Origin of the sequence: Shimazuella alba (assembly GCF_009831235.1) — a bacterium.
Taxonomy (GTDB): domain Bacteria; phylum Bacillota; class Bacilli; order Thermoactinomycetales; family Thermoactinomycetaceae; genus Shimazuella; species Shimazuella alba.
The window spans coordinates 72,332-93,632 of record NZ_WUUL01000009.1 but is presented as its reverse complement, the minus strand read 5'-3'; the positions used below and the strand labels follow the sequence as shown (position 1 = coordinate 93,632).

The window sequence follows — 21,301 nt, the reverse complement described above, 5'->3', positions numbered from 1 at the left end:
GAGCAGAAAAAATATGCACGAAAACCCAACAATCGTTGGGTTTTTTATGTTTCATCTCTCAAAATAAAAATTGCATAATTTTTCCAGTTGTATATGTTAATATGAATAGGTACATTTGTTCGTTTTTTAAACTCGAGAGGAAGTGATGTAAGATGGATTCCATATTTAGTATCGGAATATTAAATTTAGTATTGCAATACCAAATTTGTATCGCTATAATAGAAAAAGAGAGGAGGGGAGATTGATGCCTGCGCACATCCAACATTCAGCCCGCACCTTTATGGATCTCCTCAGACAGTATCAAATTTATTATCCAGACGATATTGCACAGGAACTACTGAGGGTTCATCTCACGAAGAGAATCGTAGAAGAAAACAAGAAACCATTCGATGCCAAATCCGTTTATACCACGATGCAAACATTACATTTGGATTTATTCGGCGGGGATAAAGAGATGTTTTGGGAGTGTTTTCAAGCCGGTTATGAGTTGGATTTTTATGAGACACTGCTCCATATTTATCAAGATGATCGCACAGGGGTCGTGATTGTTCCAGATCAAGTAACAGAGGCGTTTTCAGAAAGAATCAGCCTGATTCAACCAAAACGTATTTTGATTCCCGAAGCTCATAAATTTCTGCGTGGCTTGTTTGAAATGGTGCATCAATACCTCTACTGTGAATTTGTTCTGTTAGCAGAAAGCTATTTGCATCAACAATTATTACATTTCTTATTTCGTGATTGTTCCCATGTACAAGTACAAGTGGCAAGTTTATATAGTTTGCTGGAATTGGAGCCTTTTGATTTTATTTTGGCACTTCCTGCATTTGGTCGCAAAAGCGATGTGGAGTCAGAACGATTTATCACCCGTGAATCAGAAGGGGTAGCAGTGGAAAATTTATTGGATCTCCTCGATGAAGACGGAGAGTTAACGATCATTCTCCCTGCGAGATTCACTTTTTCGGGTGGATCATTTGCCAAATTAAGAAAAGAGATTTCCCGTCATTATGGAGTATCTGGTATTTATACGTTGCCGAGTGGAACCCTTCGTCCTTTTACGATGATGAAGACATATGTGGCGCATATGGGACGAGAAAGGGTCGATGAGGTCAAAGTCGGAGAATTTCGCTTGGTCCAAAACCGTTTTCAAGCAGTAGATTTGGTTTCTCTATCGGATGAAGATTTTGAAAAACGAGAAGACTGGCGAATCGAACTTATCTTGTCGGACCAAGAAATGAGTAAGTCTCGGATAGGAAAAGAGAGTCAACTTCCAACTGTGAGACTGAGTGAGAAAGCAACATTATTTCGGGGGAAATCGATTTTAAAGTCTCACATTCAGCCTACTGGAGAGATTGAAGTGCTCAATATCTCTAATATGGAAGATGGGCAGATCAACTGGGATGCTTTGGATCGGATTCATGAAGATTTCGTCAAAGTACAGCGCTATGCATTAAAGCAGTATGATCTTGTATTGACATGCCGCGGTACGGTGAACAAAGTGGCTGTTGTGCAAAATGCAAACCCTCGGGTGATAGCGTCTGCAAATATTATCGCAGTCCGATTTGCAGATGATCCGAAGCTGTGGAGTAACTATGTAAAAATCTTTTTGGAAACCCCAGCAGGGCTGCACATGCTTCAGTCTTTTCAGCGAGGGACGACGGTGATGAACATCAACCCAACGGATTTGGGAGAGATGCAAATTCCCATGCTTCCAAAAGATGAAATGGAGCAATTAGTGGAGAAATATATACAAGAACAGCAGATTTATCATTCCACGATTTTGCGAGCAAAAGCGAGATGGGATGAACAGAAAAAAAGCATTTATCAAAAATGGCAGTGAGACAGAAAGAGGAGAGAAGCAAGTGGCAGTTTCCAATAGCAACAAAAGTGCAGAGCTCGGATTTGAACATAAGTTATGGAACATGGCGGATCGACTCCGCAACAACATGGATGCAGCAGAATACAAGCATGTCGTACTTGGGTTATTATTTTTAAAGTACATCTCCGAAAAATTCGAGTGGAAGTATGAAGAATTAAAAGCAGATGAGTGGGCGGATGAAGAAGATCCTGATGAGTATTTGGCAAGCAATGTATTCTGGGTACCACAGGAAGCTCGCTGGTCTTACATCAAACAAAATGCGAAAGATCCAAAGATTGGGGTATTGATTGACGATGCATTTGTCGCCATTGAAAAAGAAAACAAATCATTAAAAGGTGTTTTGCCCAAAAATTATGCTCGACCTGACTTGGATAAAACAAAACTAGGTGAAATCATCGATGCTTTTTCCTTTCCCATCGTCGACGGAGAAACAGATATTTTAGGTCGGGTGTATGAGTATTTTCTCAACAACTTTGCTAGTGCAGAAGGAAAAAATGGCGGCCAATTCTACACTCCTCGTACGATCGTAGAGCTATTGGTAGAGCTGATCGAACCATTTAAAGGACGCATCTACGACCCTTGCTGCGGATCAGGCGGGATGTTTGTCCAGAGCTCGGAGTTTGTGACTTCTCATCGGGGTCGACTGGATAATATTTCTGTTTATGGTCAAGAATCCAATCCGACGACATGGCGTTTATGCAAAATGAACCTCGCTATCCGTGGCATTGATAACAACTTGGGAGAAGCAAATGCCGATACCTTTGCCAAAGACCTCCATCCCATGCTCAGAGCAGATTATATATTAGCCAATCCACCATTTAATGTGAGCGAGTGGGGCGGGGAAAACCTCAAAGAAGATACGCGTTGGCGTTATGGTACTCCACCAGTAGGCAATGCCAACTACGCATGGATTCAACACATGGTATCCAAACTCGCCCCAAGCGGCACAGCAGCATTTGTCCTTGCGAACGGTTCGATGTCTACCAATACCTCTTCGGAAGGGGAGATTCGCAAAAATTTGATCGAGTCGGATCTAGTAGAAGCAATCATCACTTTGCCAGGACAACTTTTCTACTCGACGCAAATACCCGTTTGTGTCTGGGTGATGACCAAAAACAAAGCTGCCAGCGGTCAGCGTGATCGCAAAGGCGAAATCTTGTTTCTCGATGCGCGAAAGCTGGGAACGATGATCGATCGTACCAGAAAAGAATTGACCAAAGAAGATATCCAAAAGCTTGCAGCTACTTTTCATGCATGGCGCGGGCAGACAGAGACGAAGTATGAAGATATCAAAGGCTTTTGTAAGTCTGCGAAGCTGGAAGAAGTGAGAGAACATGAGTATATCCTCACACCGGGACGTTATGTGGGAGTAGAGGATGTAGAAGACGATGGCGAGCCGTTTGAGGAGAAGATGACACGCTTGACCGGTGAACTTGGGGAGTTGTTTGGGAAATCACGGGAGTTGGAAGAGGAAATCAGGAAGAATTTGCGGGGGATTGGGTATGAGTTTTGAGGAGTGGAAGGAAGTTAGGTTGGGGGATATATGCGAAGTAACAGATTGTGTGAATAAGACTGCACCAACAGTAAATTATAAAACCCCCTATAAAATGTTGAGAACTACTAATATACGTAACGGTCAAATCAATTCTGACAATGTAAAATATGTCACTGAGGATATATATACAAAGTGGACTAGAAGATCAACTCCAATAATAGATGATGTAATACTAACGAGAGAAGCACCTATGGGGGAAATTGGGATTATTAAAGATGATTCTAATTATTTTTTAGGTCAAAGATTAGTCCAGCTAAGAGCTAATTCAGAAATTGTAACACCTAATTTTCTCTATTTTGCTATGAGATCTCCTTTTGTTCAGAATCAGATTTATGCTTTTGAAGGATCAGGTTCTGTTGTAAGTCATATGCGAGTACCTGATGTTATGAAATTAAAACTAAAAATTCCGGGTTTGGAAAAGCAATTAGTATTAGGTAATTTCTTAAGGAATATTGAAGATAAAATCTATCTTAACAACCAAATCAACCAAAAACTCGAAGAAATGGCACAAGCAATCTTCCGTTCATGGTTTATCGACTTTGAGCCATTCCAAGAATTTGTGGAAACGGAGTTGGGAAGGATTCCAAAGGGATGGGAAGTACATCAGTTAAAAGATTTAATAGATTTTAAATACGGAAAGCCATTAAAAAAAGAGAATCGGGAACCAGGCGCGTATCCGGTCTTTGGATCAAATGGGCAAGTAGATGTTCATTCAAATTATTTGGTGGAGGGACCAGGAATAATTATAGGTAGAAAAGGAAATCCGGGAACAGTAAACTTAACACTTGATAATTTCTTCCCAATTGATACAACGTTTTATGTTGATTTTAAACAAAAAGAATCATCCATTTACTATTATTATTTTACTTTAAGTTTTCAGAACCTGAAAGATTTAAGTGCTGATTCTGCAGTTCCTGGTTTAAATAGAAATGTTGCACTGAAAAATAAAATAATTCTACCACCACAAACTGTATTAGATCGGTTTGATCAAATAATTGATGTGTTTTTTAAGACTTTAAAGAATAATAAAATCGAATCCCAAACCCTCGCCAAACTCCGTGACACGCTCCTCCCCAAACTCATGTCCGGAGAACTACGCATACCATCCGAATCCATCGAAGGAGGAGTTACCGTATGAGCACAGGAGCATATCTCGAGCAAGATCTCGAACAAGCAGTGCTGGAGTACTTTCAAGAGCTGGGCTATGATGTGGCACATGGTCCGGATCTCTCTCCAGGGGGAGATTATCCAGAGCGGGATGCATACTCGGAAGTAATCTTGAAAGAGCGCTTACGAGATGCGATGTTTCGCATCAATCCCCATTTGCCGATGGAAGCGTTGGAAGAGGCGATTCGGCGGGTGATGCTTGCCGATAAGGTGGGACTGTTAGCGAATAATCAAGCTTTCCATGAGTTGTTGACGACTGGAATTCCTGTATCTGTTCGCTTACCGGACGGAAGTTTTAAGACAGAGATGGCGTGGATGATCGATTTTCAGCAGATGCATCACAATGACTGGTTGGTTGTCGATCAGTTTACCGTGATCGAAAACGCAGTGGAGAAACGCCCTGATGTTGTCGTATTTGTAAACGGTATCCCTCTTGTGGTCGTGGAATTAAAGAATATGGGAAACGAAGAAACCGATATCACGCAAGCTTTTCAACAGATCAAAACATACCAAGATAAAATTCCTTCCTTATTTCAAACCAACGCATTTTCCGTAATTAGCGATGGCGTAAATGCGAGAGTGGGTACTTTAACAGCAGATGAAGATCGCTATATGATGTGGCGGACGATCGATGGAGAGTCAGTAGCAGCTCAAGATATTCCCCAGATTGAAGTTTTATTGAAAGGAATTTTCCAAAAAGAAATATTTCTTGATCTATTAAAACATTTCTTGCTCTTTCAGAGCGATGGAAGCAATACGTGGAAAATCTTTGCTGGTTATCATCAATACCATGCCACCCGCAAAGCACTCACGAGTACAATTCGAGCTACCGATGAAGATGGAGACAAAAAAATCGGTGTTGTCTGGCATACACAAGGTTCGGGAAAGAGTTTGTCGATGGTGTTTTATGCAGGCAAAGTGGTACAGGAGCTGAACAATCCCACGATTTTGGTGTTGACCGACCGCAACGATTTAGATGAGCAATTATTCCAAACCTTTAGCAGCTCCCACCAATTGCTCAGACAAACCCCTGTACAAGCGAAGAGCAGGGCTCATTTGCGGGAGTTACTGCAAGTAGAAGCAGGAGGTATCGTCTTCTCGACGATTCAAAAGTTTTTGCTGAACCAAGAAGAAGAGCAGATGCCCATCTTAACGAATCGGCGAAATGTCGTGGTCATCGCAGATGAAGCACACCGCAGTCAATACGGCATAGAGGCAAAAGTGAAGAAAACGGGTGAGATCACGTATGGGTTTGCCAAATATATGAACGATGCCCTGCCCAATGCCTCTTTCATCGGGTTTACCGGAACACCAGTAGAACTAACGGATCGAAACACTCCCGCAGTATTTGGTGACTATATCGATGTGTATGATATGACACGTGCGGTGGAAGATGGAACAACGGTAAAAATCTACTATGAGAGCAGACTTGCCAAGCTGGAGATGTCCGAAGAAATGCGTTCGAAGATTGATCAAGAAGTAGAAAACATCGCTTTTGATCAAGAGCTTGATACCCAAGAGAAAATGAAATCCAAGTGGTCGCAATTGGAAGCATTGGTCGGAGCAGAGGATAGGCTGCAATCAGTAGCCAAAGATTTGGTAAAACATTTTGAAGCAAGGCGCCAAGAGATCTTTGGCAAGGGTATGATCGTGACGATGTCCCGCCGCATAGCCGCAGATTTATATGAAGAGATCATCAAGCTGCGCTCCGATTGGCATGCGGATTCGCTTGCAGAGGGAAAGATCAAAGTCGTGTATACCAACGGCAGCTCCTCTGATCCTGTCTATATGCAAAAGCACCACACCACGAAGCAGCAGCGGGAGAAGCTTGCCGCTCGGATGAGAGACCCAAAAGACGATTTGCAGCTGGTGATCGTAGTCGATATGTGGCTGACAGGATTTGATGTCCCTTGTATGCACTCGATTTACATCGATAAACCGATGAAAGGTCATAACTTGATGCAAGCGATTGCTCGAGTAAACCGGGTGTTTCAAGACAAGCCTGGTGGACTGGTCGTCGATTATATCGGGATATCTGACTCGTTAAAACATGCATTAAAACAATATGCAGATAATGATCGACAAAATACGGGAGTAGATACAAGCCAAGCGTTTGAAGTGATGTTGGAAAAATACGATCTACTTTCTCACTTGCTGCATGGGCATGATTACTCCTTGTTTTTCACCGGAACAGCGCGTCAGAGATTGCAACAGATCACCATTACGATGGATTATGTGCTTGGTTTGGGTGAAGAAAAGAAAAAGAAATTTATCCAGCTCGCTTATGAAGTAGGAGCAGCCTTTACCCTTTGTGGAACACTGGATGCAGCCAAACCGTACAACGAAGAGATCAGTTTCTTTAAAACGGTACGAGCAAGCTTGCTGAAAATGATCGCTGATCCAAAGAAAAAGAAAACATCTGGTCAGATGGATGCTCAAATGCGCCAGTTGGTTTCTAAGTCGATTATTTCTGGAGAAGTTGTAGATGTATTTGATGCAGCAGGGCTCAGCAAGCCAAACATCGGACTCTTATCAGAAGAATTTATGGAAGAAGTTAAAGCGCTTAAACAGAAAAATCTCGCAGTTGAGCTGTTAAAGCGTTTACTCAAAAGTGAAGTACGCGGTTTTGGCAGACGAAACTTGGTCAAGTCGAAAAAGTTCTCGGAGATGCTGGATCAAGCGATCTTAAAGTATCAAAATCGGTCTGTTGATACCTCTATTGTCGTGCAAGAATTGGTCAACATCGCCAAAGACATTAACAAGGCGAAAAAAGAAGGTAAGCCGACTGATTTGAATACAGATGAAGAAGCTTTCTATGATGCGCTGTCGGATAATGAATCAGCCAAGCAGATATTAGGCGAAGTAGTATTGAAGCAGATCGCACGTGATTTAACGAAGATGATTCGCAACAACCTCACGGTGGATTGGAATTTACGAGACTCTGTGCGTGCCCGTTTACGAGTAGAGGTGAAGCGGTTACTGAAGAAATATGGCTATCCGCCAGATCAACAAAAAATGGCGACGGATATGGTACTTCAACAAACAGAACTCACTTGTCATGCAGATTTAGATGATGAGGAAGAAGATGAATAATCTTCTTCTCTCCTCATGGAGGAAAAGGAGTGATCACCTATGCAAAAACCGTCGTATTCGGTGCTCCTATACTGTTTCGACTTTACGACAGAGATCAAACGTCAAATCGAAAATTGGATAAAAGATGGCATCAAGGTTTATTTATTCACAGCAGATGTGCTGGATGATATCGAAGCGAACAAAGACTGGGTGGCATGGAGAAAAGCTTACTTTCTGCAATGGTTTGCGGTTCCTTATCGAACAGAATATGTAGATCGAACGCATTTCTTTTTCGATGGTCATATCGATGAGGAAGATTTGTATCGGTACTTAGTTTCCGAAGCAGAGGATCAAGGGTTTTATTCTTTTAACCCCGAGCAGTATCAGGTGGAGCATGCAAATAGTGGCGACCATTTATTCGTTATGGCAGGTGCAGGAACAGGAAAAACAACGGTTATGGTACAACGTATGCTGTTTTTAAAACATACCCTTGCTGATTTCTCTTTTGACTCGGTTGCGATGATTACTTTTACCAATGAAGCAGCTACTCTGATGCGAATTCGCTTGCAAAAGAGACTCAGAGAGTACTATCAACTGACTAACAAACGTGTCTATCTCCATTGGTTAAGAGAAATGACAGATATACAAATCTCTACTTTTCACTCGTTTGCGAAAAAGTTATTGGAACGAGAAGGTCGCGAACTCCATTTTCCCTCCCATATCCAAATACGTAATTATATAGAGATGCGAAAAAGATTAATTGGCAAATGGATAGATCGATTTGCGACACAAGAAGAGGAAATATTCAAATCTTTCGAGGCGATACCTCATTACTTGTTAATACGCTCTATTGTTACAGTGATTCAAGAATTGGAAAATAATTCTTTACATGATTCGATGTTTTCGGTTGCGGATTTTGGCGTAGATGAGAAGCATTTCCATCAACTCTTGCAATATGTTGTTGTTCATAGCATGCAAGAATTAGCAGCGTATAAACAAGAGCGAGGAGAGTGGGAAGTCAATGATCTTATTCGCAATTTATACGAGATGCAATCTGCTGATTTACCGTTAAAAAAGCAATACCACACTATTTTTGTAGATGAATTTCAAGATACGGACTATATGCAGGTTCAATTTTTGCAATGGTTAGAACAGACCAATCATTGTCGCTTGTTTATCGTCGGTGATATCAAACAAAGTATCTACCGATTTCGAGGAGCTGACTACACCGCTTTTGAACAACTCAAAATCTCATTGTCTCCAAAACGTATCAGAGAACTGTATCTCACCAAAAATTACCGGAGCACGAGCAAGCTACTCGGTGATATGGAACCGTATTTCGAGTTTTGGGGAGAGCGGGTGTCTGCGTTTCCATATAGCAAAAAAGATGCTCTTACTCCAATGACGGATGAGGATACGATAGGTGTACAGTATTTAAACGATTTAAATTTGAGACAAAACTTGCGAAAGTTGGAAGGAAAAGACGCAGCGATTCTCGTTCGATCCAATCGCGATGTCGAATGGATGGTAGACCAGTGTGAAGAGTGGGGAATTGCTTGTATTGGCCAGACAAGAGGACAATTTTTTCGATCCCGACCTGTTCGTGAGTTTTATCAGTTAGTTCGATTTCTCTTATTTCCACGCTCCGCATCTACTTGTTATGCTCTACAACATTCTTCTTACGGAGCTCAGACTATTTTGCCTACAGAGTTGATGGAGCAGTTTTCAGAAGAAAAAGATGCATTTTGGAGAAGTTGGGAGAAACAACCGGATTATGCTTATTGGCAAAGCTGTTTGCAACTAATGCGGAGAATGCCGATCATCCCACTGCTAGAAAAAATAGTGACAGAGCGTAATCCTGCTAGGTGTTTTGCGAATCGTTACTGGCAGCGTTTTGTGGATGATCAAGCACAAGATGAGACGAAATTTCATGCTTGGTGTGAACAGCGTATGTATCGTTATCAAAGTAGGTTGGAGCAATTGCTGCTCTTATTGAAAGGGAAATTTTCTGATTCGATCGCTACTCTCTTTCGTTTGGAAAAATACTTACGAATTTGTATGACAACAGATGTAACGGAAAATGATTTACCTGTCCCAGAAATTCAGCAGAGTGACATGGGTGCAATTCAATGTATGACCGTGCACAAGGCAAAGGGTCAAGAATTTGATCATGTTGTGATCCCAATGATGGATGGTCTTTTTTATGTGCATGCCAGACCTCATGTGTTTTTAAATACAACGGAAACCATACCCAAAATCGCCTATAAACTGCAATTGGATACGATGCGTATTTCCAATAATCATTTTCAAACCTATCAAAAAGAAGAGCAAGAAGAGCTTCGAGCTGAGGAAACGAGATTATTATATGTTGCGATGACCCGTGCTCGAAAAAGTTTGTTATTGGCGAATCCCTTGAGATGTTTGAATGATAAACCAGACAAATGGGGGCAATTGATCGGATGGAGGGGATTATCACATGTTTCAAGTTCAAACTTATCAAAATCCTAAGACGTATTATGCAAATCTGAAGCTGGAAGCAGATGCTTTGCACATAACCGGAGATTCTTCCTTTTTGTTGCACTTAAAACGCAGCAATCCAGATATCATTCATCCGTCTTTGTTTACCTATGACAAACTACAACACAAGTTGTTTCCTGGTTGGCATTCTCCTTTTACCAATCTACTAATCAAAACCAAAATACGCGAAAAATTTTATTCGCTTTTTCCAGAAGATAAAGAAATCTTGAAGGATACACTGGATAAGTGGGTAATGGGAATTCGCTTGTTGGTGGAGATGAATTTGATGGACGGTACAGAGCCTCGAGATCAACAAAACAAGGAACAAATCATGTTTTATCAAATATGGAGGGAATTACAACGAGATAGTCAGCTCAAAAAAATTTTTGCTGCTCGTCATAGCACAAAAATCATTCCTGCCTTGCGAAATGTCATAGATAGACATCAAATCAAGGCAATTTATGTATATCATATGATCCAATTGACAGCTAGTCGAGTGATGTTCTTGACAAAATGTGCGGAGTCAGGCATACCTGTTATTTTTCGTATTCCCTATGAGCCTGCACTTCCCCATGTATACAAGCCATGGATAGATGTTTATCAGGTATTGGTACCTCTTTCGGAGTGGAAGCATCAACAAGAGATGTCCATCCCTCGTAATGGTAGTAGATTTGCTTCTTATCTAGAAGGAAATAACAGGATAGATACAGATGATGTTTCCATCGATTTTCTTAAATTTATGTCACCTGTACATTTTCAGCGATATATGCAAGATAATCCAATGGATTACAACAGACGAAGATATGTGATTTATCGAAATGATAAAGTTCGTAAGTTATTTCGTCAAGGGGTGAAACAACCGGATGATCAAACAGAAAATGATTATCCATTAAGCCAGTTACCATGTAACCGTTTCTTTTCTTATTTTTACAAGTTTAAACATAAAAATGACACGATTTATCTGGAGTATGACGAATTGATGGAATGCATGAGCTCAGGGTGGATCAAAACAAAAGATACAAATGGTATATATACCGAGACATTGTTAATGGATCTAGAACCTTATATGAAAGGAATCTCGACTATCGATGAGGTTTTGGATCGATTAACCAATCTAATCGAGCTAAATGAAGAAAGTGCTCAGTTTGATGAGTTAGTAAAAGATAAAAGCAATCGGAGCAAAGTGAAGCGCTATCTGACAAATCCTTTTCGCGTATTCCCTTATGTCCACCGCAACCGTTCTCGAGTTACATTAAAACAACTGCAAGCATTGTGTATAGCATTAAAAAAATTAGCTACTACGCTTTTGCCGCCAGAAGATACAGAAATGTCGGTTCAAAAGCATTTGGATCATTTATACCAGCTATTTCAACGGGTAGAAGCAGAATTGTTTTTAACTCCTGGAGACAGAAATCGGATGGCTCATGTGTTCAGCAGTAAACAGTTTGTGACTTGGAACGGTAATCGACAAGAGATCGAAGAGATTGTTGCGACCTTGTTGAATATTGCACATCCAAAAGAGGGGAACAACCATTATAAGGAAGTAGACAATCTCGATCAGTTAGAAGGTTTAACATTGCAAATGGAAGAGATGCATGTTACGGGATTATCCATGCAGATGGTAGAAAAATATGGAGTTGAACTAAATATCGAACCTCTAACCTTTGAATGGTTAAAGTATTGGGCTTATTATGATGCACAAAAAGGTCGGGTTTCTTACCAAAAGATGACAAAAGCACTGCATACACACTTTGTCTTAAATCAATTGAAAAATGCTTATCTCGATTTTCAAATATATTATGTACTCGCTTTTGCCGAAGGAAAACTCACATTCAGTTGGATAGATGGGTTGCACGAACATGATGGGGAAAGTGGAATTTTTAACACGCTATTCCTGCTCTATAGCAAGGAAGTAGTTCCGCCTAATTGGGTTCAAGAGGCGACAACAGTTTCGTTTACAAAAGAAGAGGAAATACCTGCGATTGATACCCATAAAGCAGCACAAAAGCTGTTAGGTCAAATTCCAGTTGTAAATTGGCTGGATCAAGATTTTTGTTCGCGTAAGTTTTTTTGGAACACCATTGTAGAATCTCATCCTATCTACGAATCAGACTTTCACCAACAAATCGTTTTTTCTACACTAAGCTCGATGTTTGCTGGGCAAGCAATGGGATTAGAAGCAGTAACCCATCACCTATTTCCTTTATTTCCCCAGTGGACTCCTACCTTAAAGAAAAATTTGATGAATATCGCTTATCGATCGGGTGTTTTTGCTTATCGTTCTTTTCAAAACGTATCTTATCCAAAAGCAATGGAACGGTTACAGCGACTGTATAGTCGCAACCAAGTGACCAAACGATACCGAATCAAAAATGCTTACAACAAAGACCGCAACGATGATTCTAGATGGATCAAAGAGTTTGCCCAGACGATCAAGCAAACAGATGTAGAGGCTGAGCCTGGAGAGCATTGCACCATGTGTCCATATCTGATGATTTGTGAGAAAGGGGAATTTTCCATTGATCGGAAATACAGCGGCTGAATACCGAGAAAGTAGAAGAAGCTTTTTCTTTCGTTCAGCAAAATTATGGCAAAATTACTTCGATGCAACAGGAGTTCTACCTGGAATTCATCCATCTGAAGATCAAAAAGCGATCATTCAACAAGAGGAGGACCAGCTACTTATCAATGGTTCTGCGGGTAGTGGGAAGAGTATCACCTTAATGTACAAAATGTTAAAAGTAATGAAAAAGGAACAAGAGGCGAAACGGATCTTATATGTCACGTTTGGCAAAACCTTGGTACAAGATTCCATCAAACGACTACAGACATCTGAAACATATCAACAATTGGAAGAGAAAAAACTTCATCAGGTTCATCTCTATACATTTCATCAGATGGTTTATAAGCTTTTATCAGCAATCGGCGAACCACATTTGAAAGAAATGAATACTTCCTTAAAAGATATGTCTCGGGTTCAAGGGAAAATGATTCGCAGATTACACGCAATTCGCGATAGTTGGTTTGAATCAGATGAGCAAGATAATCTCCCATTGGAACAAAAATTGACAACGCGACACACCGCAAATTTTTTGATGGATGAAATCACGTGGATGAAAGCAAATGGATTTATCAATAGGGATAAGTATTTAGAGGTCGAAAGAACAGGGAGGAGTCAAAATCCACGGTTAACCAGACAACAACGAAAGTCAGTTTATCGCATATATGAAATATACCAAGAAAGAATGAGAGAAGCATATCAACATGATATGGACTTAGAAGATTATGCACTTCTGCTTTTAAAAAATATCGGTTATTTCCCAGAAGAGTTGAAATACGACTATGTATTTGTCGATGAAGTACAAGACCTCCAACCTATGCAGATCTTAGCTTTAGTCAAACTGACGAAGCAAAGTATCGTTCTTACAGGGGACCCCAAACAACGTATCTATAAAAGCAGCCCTCATAGTTATCAATCCCTCGGTTTACATGTAACAGGGAGAAAAAATCGCACCTTAAAGCAAAATTTTCGCTCGACCAAACGAATCATGGAACTAGCCAGTAAGCTCACTTTTGAAGATGTAGAAAATGATAGATTAGATGATCAAAGATATTCGCAAGAAGGAGCGATCCCGATTATCTCTTATTATCCAAATAGGCGAAAACTAGCAGATGATCTCATCGCGAAAATCACAAAAGTGTACCATCAATTTCCACAAGCGACGATCGCTATTTTGCATCGCAATGATGATGAATTGCACCGAGGACAGCGGCATGATATGGCAGTGTACTTGGAGCGGAAATTTCATCTCATCACTACAGAGGAGTTCTTTTATCGATTTGATTACCGTGCTAGCAAAAAACCTATCTTTTTTTCAGATGTTTATAGCAGTAAAGGATTAGAGTTTGATCATGTGTTTCTCCTAGATTTTGATCGAGATCATTATCCTTTGCAAAAAAGAATAGAAGACTTGAAAAAGTGTTCGGATCATATAGAGTCCGACAGTTACCAAAAAGATTTCAATCGTGTGTTTAGTGACGAGAAAAAAATGCTCTACGTAGCGATGACAAGAGCAAAATCTTCTTTGCAATTGATGTATCATGGCAACAATTCCATGAAAATCTCTCAATTCGTCCGGGATTTTAAAGGTACAGGATATGTCGCCCAAGGTTTTGATGCTGGAAGGTATCAATAAAGTCAGCTTGTTAGATTCATTTATTAGAGGATATATGAAGAAGAGTAAAAAGGTAATATTAACCCTTTTTAAGAGGCAAAGTCTTGAATAGAACGTGCACATATGAGAGGCTATGGATAAGCAAATAGATGACAGAAGGAGTCGCAAAAATGAAACAAACCAGAACTTATCAGATAGATGTGCCAGTTGATTTTGCTTTTGAATGGTTGTTACATGGGAACTTCTTGCTTGCAGGTTTAGATCTTCAGTCATTCCAATATGATGAACTGGAAGAAGGGGGCAGGTTCATCGCATATGAAGAGATCAATGATCATAAGTTTGTTCCGATTAAGGGGCAGTTTTTAAAGTTGCAAGAACCTCATCATTTTCAATTAGAAGTGTTTTTCCCAGGTGGAGAACAAATCGTTGAGTATCGTATAGAAGGGGAAGAGCGTACATCTGAGATTGAAGTAACCTATACCAATCAGTATCGTTCTTTAATGCAAGGTTGGTGGAGAAAGACATTTCCTAAAAAAACGGAATCGCTGTTTGCTGTTGCACTGGAGACTGAAAAAAATAACCTACAAGAAGCATTTCACCTGAATCGGTTGAATACGAGAATTTCCGGACGAAAAATAGATCGATTTGAGATGGAGGAGAAATGGAAGATCCACTCTCCAAGTAATCCTTATCTGCGCTGGGTTCGACCAGAGGTGTAAAAGGAGTCATGCTTTATGAAAATAGCACTTATTCAAATGAATGTTATTCAAGGAGACACGGAGCATAACCAACAACAAGCGGAGGAAATGATCACAGAAGCTGCAAATGTTGGGGCAGAATTAGTTGTGTTACCAGAAATGTGGAAATCTGGATATGATTTCGGTCATCTTTCCAAGCATATGGAATCTATCGATGGCAGTTCAGCTAATTTTTTAGCAAAACAAGCAAGGACACACGGGATTTATTTGGTTGGTGGGTCTTTTACGATGCAAGATCAAGAAAAAGTATACAACACTTCGCTGACTTTCGATCCCCAAGGAAAGTTGATCAATCAGTATTCCAAGCTGCATCTCATCGGTCTGATGCAAGAAGATAAATATTTATCTGCCGGCCAAAACTATCAGACATTTTCCATTGGAGATGCGCTAGCTAGTGTGATCATCTGTTATGACCTCCGTTTTCCAGAGTTGATCCGCACTTATGCAGTAGAAGGAGCATCCATATTATTTGTCCCTGCTCAGTGGCCGATTCAACGAGAAGCACATTGGCTAGCATTGCTTCGTGCTCGAGCGATTGAAAACCAGATGTATGTGGTGGGTACAAATGTGGTTGGAAAGAACGAAAATGACACATTTAATGGGAGATCGATTATCTTTGATCCATGGGGAGATGTAGTGGCAGAAGCAAGTAATGTCAAACAAATCTTGTATGGGGAAATCGATTTGGAACAAGTACCAAAAATACGTCGTGATATACCCGTATTTCATGATCGAGTCCCACATCTTTACCGGGTAGGCAAAAGTTAAATTTTCTTATCGCAGTAAGCGGTATTGATTAGAAGAATATTGAAAGAAGGGAGAGTCACCAAAAGGAGACTGTCCCTTCTTTAGGGTTCAGCATGAAGTGGAATAAGAAATAGGATTATTTATTCTCTAATCATCTTCTAATAAAGATAGAATGGGGTGGATCAGCGGATCTGGAACAAAATGTTAGTGGATTTGCTCATCTAGAGATCCTTATTTATGTGCTAGCTTTTTGTTGTTTCCTCAACACTTGCCGACAAGCATAATCAAAAATGGCTTGTTTTTGTTCCGTGGAGAGTTCTGTTGTGTGATGGTGAAGGGCTGATGGGTGGATATAAATACTTTCTGCTTCCGTAGATATGTTGTCCAACACCTCTTTCATTTGTTTGACAGGATCATAAGATGAGCCAAGCATTAAAAAAGACTTTGCTAGTTGTTTCCATAGTTCAAATTGATCGATTTCAGGCAGTTTTAGTTTCCCTTCTGTTAAAAGAAGATGGGGTTGGAAGTTATCTTTATACCAAATTACGTTCCAATTAGGCCACTGGAGTTTAATTTTTTTATATATTCCATCGCACCCAAAGTATGACCAGTAATGTATCGTTTTATTTGGAATATCAATATGGAAACCGCTATCAGGAAAATTGGAGGTCCACTCGGCATAGACACAATGATCTAGGCCTATTTCTGTCTCTACTTCTTGTAAGAGTTCTTCGCCTCGGCACAAATAAAGATTGGCAGATTGTTCAAGAGGATAAAAATGCAAAGCCTTATCTTCTGTTCTAACGCTACCAATCGAATCAACCCATTCTTTATTCATGGGTGCTTTTAAGGAAAATTTCTTGTAATCAGATATAGGTGGGTTGCCTTGGGATTCAAGCAGAGATCTTGGATACCCCACATAATCGGCAAGTTCTAAGATACCTTCATAAGCCCAGCGAACTTCCCAGCTTTCCCAAACTTCTCGAATGAGTTCGAGGTAAGCATTAAAAAGTAAAACATCTTGGTCTAAAGAATCCCCGCCGAATAGGATCATTACTTTTTGATAAGGGTCCACCAATGCCCCTCCTTCAGCCCAAACGTCATCTAACCAGCAGTCGTTCTCTCTTCTTTCGAAATTTTTGATGTAGCTGATCGCATACTCTGGACCCCAAAACATATCGATGGGCAAGGAAAGAGACCAGTGGCTATAGTAAAGTTCATAACTTGATTCGGTTAAAAGTATTAAATTGGCACGATGTCCCATGATGGTGTCACCTAAATTCTATGTACTTTACTATGATAATAGTAAACTCTTCCTCCATTTACAATAACACTTAGAGATATAGGGGATTCTTGGTAGTCTTTCGTACCTATCGATACCCCAGGGAAGTGGACCAAGCTATTCCTACGGCGATTAATCTCTTGCAAGATATTCTTGACGTGATGATGAACGCAACATGGTGGGCATGTCCATTCTCTTAATTGGAGCTCTATAGTAAATTCGGATTTTATTTATAGTTATGTATACTGTCATCGTCTTGTAAATGAAAAAAATAAGAATGGTAATACAAAATGGAGTATGATCAAAGAGGAGCATTTTATTGGGATGAGGTGTATGAATGGAAAGATTGGAAGGGAAAAAATACCGCTTAAATCTAATGAAGTTTCTTGGAGAACATAAGCGGATGATGATACTCAGTATGATCGTGATGCTGATTACGACAGGACTTGGAGTGGTTACACCTTGGTTAATGTCCTTTCTAGTAGATAAAGCGCTGCCCAAGCGAGATGTCAATCTTTTAGTCCTCTGTGTAGCAGGAATTGCAGTTATTCCTATATTGAATATGCTGATCTCAGCCTTGGAAAATGTTTATAAGAGCAATGTGCAAACGCAAATCACAGTAAAGCTTCGTTTTCAACTGTTAGAGAAGTTGCTCAAACTCTCTCCTATTACCTTAAGCAAATATCAACAAGGTGATATCACTGGCAGACTAGTTCGAACTTGTGATGATATATCACAATTTGTTACAAAACTGCTCAATGGATTTAACAATGTGATTTCGTTCTTGTTTGTCGGTGTTGTTATGGTAACGATGAACTGGAAACTATCGACTATTGTTCTGTTTTTTGCACCATTGATGGTTTACTTCTACTATCGCCGCATTCGTTTTTGGCGAACGACTTATAAAGACATCAGTGTAGCGCAAAAAGAGTATGATGTGTTTATTACGGAAGTAGTTCCTGGTTTGAAAACAGTTCAGACCTTCCAACAAGAACAATACGAGATCGAACATGGCCAAGAGTTAAATCGAAAATATCGTAAGCTGCAAAATCAATTACAAAAACAACGCAGCTTTCAAGGACGCCTCTTTTGGGAATTGCAAGATTCACTCAGTACTAGTCTTGTTTATGCCGCAGGTATCTATTTCATTTTTCATCAACAGATGACAATTGGTCAGTTGCTAGCATTTACGGTTTATGTACCACGATTTTATGGTGCGATCAATTCCTTATTTGTGCTCTATATGGATCGGGATCAACTCAAACCGGAGATCGAACGTTATGAAGAGATGATGGAGTTTCCTGATGAAAACATTGATGAGGCGGATGCCATTTCATTGGAAAAACCAAATGGGCAAATCGAATTTCAGCAAGTTTCATTTGGTTACTCAGATGAACGGAATATTTTACAAGATGTTTCTTTTACGATTCAACCAGGAGAATTTATAGGGATAGTAGGTGCTACAGGTGGTGGGAAATCTACTATTATCGATCTACTATTGAGGTTTGGTCAACCAAGAACAGGACAGATATTGCTTGATGGTCAGCCACTGGCTTCCTATCAATTACAAGATTACCGGAAGCATGTAGGTCTGGTTCCACAAGATATTTTCCTTTGGAATCGTACCATACGTGATAACCTTCGCTATGTGAATCCCTCCTCAACAGAAGAAGAGATGATACAAGCAGCCGAACAAGCACAATTGATGTCATTGATTGAAAATTTGCCAGAAGGTTGGGATACTCTGATCGGTGACCGAGGTGTTCGCTTGTCTGGCGGAGAGAAACAGCGCCTTGCCATTGCAAGAACTTTATTGCGTAAACCGTCTATCCTGCTGTTGGACGAACCAACATCTGCATTGGATGCCAAAACGGAATATTTACTTCAAGAATGTTTGGAAGAAGTATACAAAGATAAAACAATCATTGTCGTCGCACATCGACTTGCTACTATTCGAAATGCAGATCGAATCTTAGTGGTGAACAAAGGCCGTATCGAAGAGTCAGGTTCGCATGAAGAATTGATGGCAAAGCAAGGCTATTATTATGATTTAGCCAAACAACAATTTCAAGTATCTACATTAGTTGGGTAGTTATTTGAAGTAGGTTCTTTAATAGGATGGGTCTTCTTCCTTTAAACCGGATGAATATTAGTCACTATTGCCTTGTAAATGAATGCAAGTTTGTTCTTTGAAAAGTGTCCAGAAATGGTATGGGATAGGAAAGCTATAAGTGTGGGTGTTTTAAAGGGGCTTGGAAATCTCGATTTACCTTCTGTGAAAAAAACAGCCCAAAAGGTTATTCTTCTTGGTAGGCGTTGCCTTTGGTCAAGAGATTGAATTGATCATCTGAATAAAAAACGGAAACTCCGCCGATAAAGGGTTCTGTACAAGATTCAGATCGGCAAGCCAATAGAGCTCCTCTAGTTACCAAGTCATACTGTAAATCAACACAAGTGCATTTTCTCACCATATCTCAAAGCACATCTGGTTAGAGGTCGTTTGTTTTCTTAATAGTATGATATACTTACTAACAAAAGAACAGATTGGCCTGATGCAAAAGTGGCTTGGGCCAGATCGCGACTGAATATACCGAATCAAGATATACAGGGTAACTTCTCCGAGAGGAACATCATGAACTACCGAGTCGCTCGTCTGTTAGTGGCGGTCCTGCTTGTGTCCCTTAGCTATTGGTGGATCTTCGTTCGTAGAATTAACCACCATTTTGCTTGGAAAAACCGAGACAGTGTGGGAGCGATGGCAGTGACCGTTGCCTTCCTAGGTGCCAATGGGTTTCTGAACATTTCTCTTGTCTGGCTGTTGGTCAGGCGAGGTCTGGGAAATGAAGTTGAGGTGTCGTTCTTCTTCTTCGTCACCTCATTTCTGGCTCTAATCACTTTTCCTATCACAGGAAACTGGACCAAACGGCGGAACCCCAGAAAAGCTATGAAGGTTTTTCTCCCTCTGTGGTTGGCAACACCCGTTCTGTACTCGAATGTTGATCAGCTGTGGAGTTTGATCGTTGTACGTGTCCTGCAAGAGACGTTGGCGGGAGGAATTCACGTCGCTGTCAGCGTTCAAAGCAACCAGTCCATTCCGGAAAGACATCGACGAGAAGCAGTCAGCTTTTCGCTGGTGGTGGAGTTTACATTCATTTCCGGTCTCACGCTTCTTGCAGCGTGGCTGCTCGACCTTCCTTCCCTGCTTTGGTGGGCAGGCATCCCTCTCTTTTTCGGGTTGCTAACACTTCTCATCGTCACCGTCTGGCTGCGAGATGTTTACGTACCCCTTGGGGAACAGAAACAGACGAGGAAGAATAAATTCCATGAGGTACGGGCACTTCGAGTGAAGCTTAACCTGCGAACACTCCGAGTCCTCCCTTGGGAAGATATTATCCGATACACCTTCCTGTCTTCTATCCCACTGACTGCAGCGCTATACGGGAGATACTTGCCATTGGTAGTTCCTGGAATGGAAGGAGCGATTCTTCTCTCCCTCCAATCCATTACTTCTGCGGTCTCAGGGTGGATGGTGATCAGGGCAACAAGGAGGTGGAGCGACAACAAACTCATCCAGCTGGTGCATGGAATTCAGCTGGTAAGTCTGCTAGCCCTTTGGTGTCTGTCAGAGGTGATGCCCGTTATGATCACGGTTTCAATGTTGCTGGGTTGGTCCGTGACAGCCTACATCGTGGGAACCGTACAGGGCTTGTACAACAAAGCATCAGAAGAGGAAAAGGGGAAGCAGTCCGTGCTCAATTTGCTGCCAACCAAACTCCAGGCTCCTATCGGACATTTGGGTTCGGAGCGTCTTGCCAAAAAATGGGATGAAAACAGCGTATGGTGGATTGTTATCCCACAACACGTATTTGCCATCGCCTTTTATCAATTCATACAGAGAAAGAAGCGATGACCCTCATTCCTGTCCGTCTGCAAGAGATCATTCGATTCATTCCAGGCACGCAGTGATGCTGTTTTAGTCGTGGCTGGGCAGACGGCACCTGTTCAGAGCTCTGGTATATCTCGGTAAGATTTGAGTTGGCGATCTCTGCGTGCTCCAGAACCCAAAAAGGATCTGGAGCACACATAAAAAAAATAAACTTGATCTTAATATTAAGAATCTTCACTCTATTAGGGGCATTATCCAAGTACAGA

The 21,301-nt window shown here is 40.8% G+C and carries 13 protein-coding genes; 11 read left to right on the top strand and 2 right to left on the bottom strand.

Features of this window, described 5'->3' with window-relative positions; genetic code table 11:
• Window positions 1-244 precede the first annotated feature (244 nt).
• The 9 genes from GSM42_RS13840 (at window position 245) to GSM42_RS13800 (ending at window position 15,888) form a co-directional block, all read left to right on the top strand.
• Window positions 245-1,837: a type I restriction-modification system subunit M/S gene (locus GSM42_RS13840; protein WP_160802127.1), complete on the top strand. Its 1,593-nt coding sequence runs from the start codon at window positions 245-247 to the stop codon at window positions 1,835-1,837.
• The gene (locus tag GSM42_RS13835; protein WP_160802126.1) at window positions 1,800-3,389 is read left to right on the top strand and encodes a class I SAM-dependent DNA methyltransferase; all 1,590 of its coding nucleotides are present in this window, start codon (window positions 1,800-1,802) and stop codon (window positions 3,387-3,389) included. The genes GSM42_RS13840 and GSM42_RS13835 overlap by 38 nt, the downstream gene beginning before the upstream one ends.
• Window positions 3,379-4,569, top strand: a complete 1,191-nt coding sequence (locus GSM42_RS13830; protein ID WP_160802125.1) for a restriction endonuclease subunit S — start codon at window positions 3,379-3,381, stop codon at window positions 4,567-4,569. Before GSM42_RS13835 ends, GSM42_RS13830 begins: the two co-directional genes overlap by 11 nt.
• Entirely contained in the window at window positions 4,566-7,691 is a 3,126-nt protein-coding gene (locus GSM42_RS13825; RefSeq protein WP_160802124.1) for a type I restriction endonuclease subunit R, read from the top strand. Before GSM42_RS13830 ends, GSM42_RS13825 begins: the two co-directional genes overlap by 4 nt.
• Before the next feature lie 39 nt (window positions 7,692-7,730).
• Window positions 7,731-10,178, top strand: coding sequence for a UvrD-helicase domain-containing protein (locus GSM42_RS13820; protein WP_160802123.1), 2,448 nt, complete (start codon window positions 7,731-7,733; stop codon window positions 10,176-10,178).
• Window positions 10,147-12,729 carry a PD-(D/E)XK nuclease family protein gene (locus GSM42_RS13815; protein ID WP_160802122.1) on the top strand — a complete coding sequence of 861 codons (2,583 nt, stop codon included), beginning with the start codon at window positions 10,147-10,149 and terminating at the stop codon, window positions 12,727-12,729. Before GSM42_RS13820 ends, GSM42_RS13815 begins: the two co-directional genes overlap by 32 nt.
• Complete coding sequence (locus tag GSM42_RS13810) at window positions 12,707-14,383, top strand: UvrD-helicase domain-containing protein (RefSeq protein WP_202404926.1); 1,677 nt, start codon at window positions 12,707-12,709, stop codon at window positions 14,381-14,383. The genes GSM42_RS13815 and GSM42_RS13810 overlap by 23 nt, the downstream gene beginning before the upstream one ends.
• A 149-nt stretch (window positions 14,384-14,532) precedes the next feature.
• On the top strand, window positions 14,533-15,081 hold the full coding sequence (locus tag GSM42_RS13805; protein ID WP_160802121.1) for a hypothetical protein: 549 nt from the start codon (window positions 14,533-14,535) through the stop codon (window positions 15,079-15,081).
• A gap of 15 nt (window positions 15,082-15,096) precedes the next feature.
• Window positions 15,097-15,888 (top strand): carbon-nitrogen family hydrolase, encoded by a 792-nt coding sequence (locus tag GSM42_RS13800; protein WP_160802120.1) that lies wholly within the window; start codon window positions 15,097-15,099, stop codon window positions 15,886-15,888.
• A 214-nt stretch (window positions 15,889-16,102) separates the two neighbouring features.
• Here GSM42_RS13800 and GSM42_RS13795 read toward each other — a convergent pair whose 3' ends face one another.
• Complete coding sequence (locus GSM42_RS13795) at window positions 16,103-17,131, bottom strand: hypothetical protein (RefSeq protein WP_160802119.1); 1,029 nt, start codon at window positions 17,129-17,131, stop codon at window positions 16,103-16,105.
• Between the two features lie 355 nt (window positions 17,132-17,486).
• Here GSM42_RS13795 and GSM42_RS13790 point away from each other — a divergent pair, with 355 nt between their 5' ends.
• Window positions 17,487-19,241 carry an ABC transporter ATP-binding protein gene (locus GSM42_RS13790; RefSeq protein ID WP_160802118.1) on the top strand — a complete coding sequence of 585 codons (1,755 nt, stop codon included), beginning with the start codon at window positions 17,487-17,489 and terminating at the stop codon, window positions 19,239-19,241.
• 205 nt (window positions 19,242-19,446) lie between these two features.
• Here the strand turns inward: GSM42_RS13790 and GSM42_RS13785 are convergent, their stop codons facing one another.
• Window positions 19,447-19,620: a hypothetical protein gene (locus GSM42_RS13785; RefSeq protein WP_160802117.1), complete on the bottom strand. Its 174-nt coding sequence runs from the start codon at window positions 19,618-19,620 to the stop codon at window positions 19,447-19,449.
• Between the two features lie 161 nt (window positions 19,621-19,781).
• On the opposite strand from GSM42_RS13785, the gene GSM42_RS13780 reads away from it, so the two are divergent.
• Window positions 19,782-21,059 (top strand): MFS transporter, encoded by a 1,278-nt coding sequence (locus GSM42_RS13780; RefSeq protein ID WP_160802116.1) that lies wholly within the window; start codon window positions 19,782-19,784, stop codon window positions 21,057-21,059.
• Window positions 21,060-21,301: the final 242 nt, after the last annotated feature.